This window comes from Thermosynechococcus sp. OHK43, from assembly GCF_014466085.1.
Taxonomy (GTDB): Bacteria; Cyanobacteriota; Cyanobacteriia; order Thermosynechococcales; family Thermosynechococcaceae; genus Thermosynechococcus.
The window spans coordinates 1-5,090 of record NZ_JACOMP010000103.1 but is presented as its reverse complement, the minus strand read 5'-3'; the positions used below and the strand labels follow the sequence as shown (position 1 = coordinate 5,090).

Sequence of the window (5,090 nt, the reverse complement as noted above, 5' to 3'; positions counted from 1 at the left end):
GGGCGATCGCCACTATCCTGGGGATGCCTCACTGATTTGGCTAGAAAAGATATCCCCGGCATCCCTAGCAACGGGTACCCCAGCGCCAACTCTGACCGTCCCTCCTTGGAAGGGGCTACTGAGATTTGATAATAACCGCTTGACTATTCAAACTGCGGCTGGACCCGTCTGTGTTGAGGGGGAAAATCTGAGGGTTATCATTGGTGGGCAAGCGATCGATCTCAACCAGCTCTGATGGTCGTTGTTCAACCCTTTGATTTTAGCCGCTGGCCCATTGCTGTCAGTGATTTACCCGCCGATACTTACCTCGTGGGGGGGGCGGTGCGGGATGCTCTCCTCGGTCGGACAACGTTGTACCCCGACTGGGATTTTATTGTGCCGAGGGATGCCATTGCCCTGAGCAAAAAACTGGCGGATCAGTACAAGGCTGGATGGGTTCTTTTGGATCGCGATCGCGGGGTTGCCCGCTTAGTCTTTTCCCATACGACGGTGGACATTGCCCAGCGGCATGGTGAGACGCTCTTAACCGATTTGAGCGATCGCGATTTTCGGATCAATGCCATTGCCTACGACATTCATCACCACCACATTGTCGATCCCCTCGGTGGCCTCTTAGATTTGCAACGCCGCCAAATTCACTATGTAGCGCCAGAAAATCTTGCTGCTGATCCATTGCGACTCCTACGCGCCTATCGCCAAGCCGCTCAACTCCAATTTACGATTACGCCCGAAACACGGCAGGTAATCCAAGCCCTTGCCCCCCAACTGCGGCGAGTGGCAGCAGAACGGGTACGGGTAGAACTCAGTTATCTCCTGAGTGCTGTTGAGGGTGCGGCTCAAGTGACCCTCGCCTTTCGCGATGGGGTATTGGCGGTGTGGTTGCCTTCGGTAACCGAGGAGCGGATGACCCACTACCATGCCCTTGAATCTACCCTAGCGAATTTCCCTTTCCCTGCCCTGTGGCCGGCGCTGACGAAATCCATTGCCGCAACGAATGCCCCCGGTGAGCCCCAACGGCGAACCCTAGCGGCTTTGGCCAAGCTCACCTGCCTCGTGAATGCCAGCGATCGCCAAGCTGCCGAGGAATTGACTGCACTCACCTACACCACCGATGAAATTCGCATTGTCCAAGTTCTATGCCGCCTCCTCAGCCACTGGCTAGTCCCCCTCCAACAGCCCCTGAACCGTGAGCAAGCCTTTTATCTATTCCGCGCAGCAGGCAGCTATTTTCCAGCCTTTGTTGCTCTGGCCCTTAGCCGTGGCATCCCCAAAGCGCATCTGGTACCCCTGGTCAGAGGGTGGTTAGACCCTAAGGATGCCATTGCCCATCCCCCCCAGTTGGTGCGAGGTGCTGATCTGGTGGAAGCGTTTCAGGTCTTGCCAGGGCCGCGTGTGGGTGAATTGTTGCGAGCGGTGGAAGCAGCCCAAGCGCGGGGGGAAATTAGCGATCGCCCCCAAGCCCTAGCCTATGTGGCCCAACTCCTCAAGGGGGCAACGGAACCAAGGCCGAGTTAGGAACTCCTTAGAAAAATCTCTTGCCAAAGGGTATCATAGGCCTTTTGGGTCGCCCCATCGAGGGGAAGCAGGACTTCACTCTTGGCAAAGGCCGTTGGCGTTGCAAAGGGAATATAGCGGCTGAACAGGGTTTCCCTGAGATTCCTGACAAGGGGTGAAGGAGCATGGCTAAACTGACTCAGTTGTTCAGCAACCTGGGGTTGCCACCAGTAGTTCAACCAAGCCAGTGCTGCGGCATTGGGCTCCTGAGGACAGACCCACAGGTCCACCCAAAGGGCTGTGCCACTGGCTGGAAACACTGCCCCGTAGGTCCGGGGATCTTGCTGCAGGAGCGGCAGTAGATCCGTTGACCAACCCACTGCCAATTGCGTGCTGCCGAGCATTAGGGGCTGCAAGTAGGCGTCAGAACTAAAGAAACGACAGCCTTGGCGCAGCTGCTGCAAGCGTTCCCGCAATTTGGGGTGGGTGGTTGGGCCGTTGTAGGATAGCCCCAAGGATTTCAGGGTTAAGCCAATCACTTCGCGGGGGGTATTCAAGAGGCTGTAGTGTCCCTGCACTGCGGGGTGCCATAGAACGTCCCAATCGGTGGGCTGCCAGCCTAAATCCGCAAAGAAATCGCGGCGATAAATGAGGGCGGTTGCCCCCCAGCGATAGGGAAGACCCCAAAAGGCGTCCCCTTGGCTGATGGCTTGGAGAAGTGGCTGCCACGGTTCAGCCCAGTCAAGCCGGTTTTGAATTCGGGTTTTGGAAATAGGGGCGATCTGGTGTTGGCTCATCGCCTGATTTAGCCAAGCGTCCCCGAGACTGAGAACGGCTGACCCTAGGTTGCCGGCTGCAAGGGTATGGGCTAAAGCTTGGGGGGTTTCCTGAAGGCGCAGATGAATACGGACGTCCGCTTGTTGACGAAATCGCTGAATCAGTTGAGGTGGTAAGGATTTGCGCAGCAGATGAACGGTTAGCCCGCTATTGGCACTTGCTTGGCCACCACTGAGGGCGATCGCCCCCAGGGCAAACAACCCCTGACAAAATTGCCGCCGCTGCATTAGCGTTGCCACCGAAAGTGTAATTGACTCGGCTGAGCGGGATCCCCCAGTTGCTCAATGCCGCGATCGTTGGCCACCAAGTGCCGCAGAATCAGGTAAATTCGCTCCAGTTGATCGGGAGCATTGACAGCGCGGGCGATCGCCCCCAAGTCGAGGGGCTCGTCACTTTGTTCTAAAACTTTGACAATCTGGCGTTGCAGTGCCAAGTTTGCCGCCGCTGCTTTTTTCCCAGCTTCCACCCCCGGCTGATGGTAGGCATTGATATTCACCAAGAAGCCATAGAGACCCACCGCTCGCTCGTAGAGGGCAATCAGGGCACCCACTGTTTTGGGGGTCACCTCTGGAATAGTGACCGTCAGAGAGGGGCGATTCTTTTCATAGAGAGCTTGGCGCGTGCCCAGGAGCAGGCCACTGAGGTAATCCCCCGCGGTAATCCCTGGCTCCACATCAATGCTGGGTTCTTGACCATCCCGCAACACTTCAATAAAGGTAACAAAAAAGTTAGGTAGGCCATCCCGCAACTGCTGCACATAGGCGTGTTGATCGGTGGTTCCCTTGTTGCCATAGACGGCAATCCCTTGGTGGACTATGTTGCCGTCGAGATCTTTTTCCTTGCCGAGGGACTCCATGACCAACTGCTGCAAGTAGCGGCTAAACAGCAGCAGACTGTCTTTGTAAGGTAGGACAACCATATCTTTTTCCCCCCGACCCTTGCCTACATGGTGCCAAGCTAAGGCGAGTAGGGCGGCGGGATTTTGGCGGATATTCGGCACACGAGTTGCCTGATCCATTAATTTCGCTCCCGTGAGGAGGTCATCAATGTCAATCCCTTGGAGGGCAGCGGGCAAGAGGCCCACCGTTGAGAGTTCGGAGGTGCGTCCCCCCACCCAGTCAAACATCGGGAAAATGGCGAGCCAACCGTTTGACTCCGCCACTTGGGCAAGGCCACTGCCGGGCATGGTGATGGCCACGGTGTGATCGGCAAAGGCCAGACCGGCGCGTTGGAAGCGGGCTTGGGCTTCTAGCATGCCGTTGCGGGTTTCCGGTGTCCCCCCCGATTTGGAAATGACCAGCACGAGCGTGGTGCGCAGGCGATCGCCCAACTGCGCAAAAACCCGTTCAAAGCCTGCCGGATCGGTGTTGTCCAAAAAATGAATGTTCAAGGGAGGATTCACGGGCGCGAGGGCGGCGGCCACAAACTGCGGACCTAGGGCAGAACCCCCAATGCCAATCGAGAGAATATCCGTAAAGTGACCCCCTTGGGGTGGGGCAATGGCGCCGCTGTGGACTTGCTGGCTAAACTGCTTTACTTGGGCGATCGCAGCGCGGATTTGTGAGCGCAACTCCGGACTAGGGGCTAAGTCTGGATCCCGCAGCCAGTAGTGACCCACCATGCGTCCTTCATCGGGGTTGGCGATCGCCCCCCCTTCCAATTCCGCCATTTGCTGAAAGGCGCGTTCAAAGGCTGGCTCTAGGCGACGAACCCCTTCCGGAGTCAGCCCCATGCGACTGACATCCACATAAAATTCCAGTTCGGGGTGATAGTACAACCACTCTTGGTAATGCTGCCACAGAGCCAACGCATCCATAAAAACATTCCTGCCCTACGATCTCAGCGTACCTCAACAACCGTCCCTTGCTGATTCTAAGTAAGATAGTCCTACTGAGGTCAAAGGTGTGCCCCTTGTAGTTACCGGTCCTCCTCTACCTCAGCAGCTCTCCCTTTGGCCGCACAAAGAGATAGCAATGCCCCAGATTTACGACAACACCAGCCAAGTACTTGCCGATGGGCTGCGCCAGTTCATCGGCAGCGCCCAGTCCTGCGCCTTCTGCGTTGGCTACCTCAACCTACGGGGTTGGGAGCAATTGGCCGACCTCGTGGACAAGTTGCCGGGAAGAACAGAAAACGCCGCCTGCCGCGTGCTGGTTGGTATGCACCGTCCCCCCGAAGAAGAAATGAAAGTGCTCGCCAGCCTCAGGCGCGGCGATGAGATAGTGGACGGTCCCACGCTCGCCCGACTCAAGCGCCACATGACCGAAAGCTTCAAGCAGCAACTGGAGTTTGGTGTACCATCGGCCCAAGCCGAACGCACGCTCCGCCAGTTGGCTGCCCAGCTTCGCGCGCGCAAGGTCTTCCTGAAAGCGTTTCTCCGCTATCCGTTGCATGCCAAGCTGTACCTCGTGCGGCGCAACGATCCCGTCACACCCCTCATCGGCTTTGTCGGCAGCAGCAACCTTACCCTGGCCGGCCTGTCGCACCAGGGCGAGTTGAATGTGGATGTCGTCGAACAAGATGCTGCCACGAAATTGCAAGCCTGGTTTGATGAGCGGTGGCAGGATGGATTAGCGATCGACCTGAGTGATACGCTCGCTGAACTCATTGAGAGAAGTTGGGCGCGTACCGATTTGGTTCGCCCGTATCTGCTCTATCTCAAGATCGCCTACCACCTCTCCGAGGAGGCGCGCCAAGGTGAGCGCGAGTTCCGCCTCCCTCGCATTTTCACTGAGAAAGGCACACCGTTGCTCGATTTT

At 57.1% G+C, this 5,090-nt stretch carries 5 protein-coding genes; 3 read left to right on the top strand and 2 right to left on the bottom strand.

What is annotated here, in order from left to right; all coding sequences use genetic code 11:
* Together H8Q75_RS04355 and H8Q75_RS04350 are read left to right on the top strand one after the other, a co-directional pair.
* Nucleotides 1-235: YabP/YqfC family sporulation protein (locus H8Q75_RS04355; protein ID WP_297040778.1), on the top strand; the 235-nt coding region annotated here is incomplete at its 5' end.
* Nucleotides 235-1,515, top strand: a complete 1,281-nt coding sequence (locus tag H8Q75_RS04350) for a CCA tRNA nucleotidyltransferase (RefSeq protein ID WP_297040777.1) — start codon at nucleotides 235-237, stop codon at nucleotides 1,513-1,515. The genes H8Q75_RS04355 and H8Q75_RS04350, both read left to right, overlap by 1 nt.
* On the opposite strand, the gene H8Q75_RS04345 is transcribed toward H8Q75_RS04350, so the two are convergent.
* Nucleotides 1,512-2,558: an extracellular solute-binding protein gene (locus H8Q75_RS04345; protein ID WP_024125642.1), complete on the bottom strand. Its 1,047-nt coding sequence runs from the start codon at nucleotides 2,556-2,558 to the stop codon at nucleotides 1,512-1,514. The genes H8Q75_RS04350 and H8Q75_RS04345 overlap by 4 nt on opposite strands.
* The gene (locus H8Q75_RS04340; RefSeq protein WP_024125643.1) at nucleotides 2,558-4,147 is read right to left on the bottom strand and encodes a glucose-6-phosphate isomerase; all 1,590 of its coding nucleotides are present in this window, start codon (nucleotides 4,145-4,147) and stop codon (nucleotides 2,558-2,560) included. Before H8Q75_RS04340 ends, H8Q75_RS04345 begins: the two co-directional genes overlap by 1 nt.
* A gap of 157 nt (nucleotides 4,148-4,304) precedes the next feature.
* Between H8Q75_RS04340 and H8Q75_RS04335 the strand changes: the two genes are divergently transcribed.
* A partial coding sequence (locus tag H8Q75_RS04335) for a phospholipase D-like domain-containing protein (protein WP_297040775.1) occupies nucleotides 4,305-5,090 on the top strand: 786 nt, incomplete at its 3' end.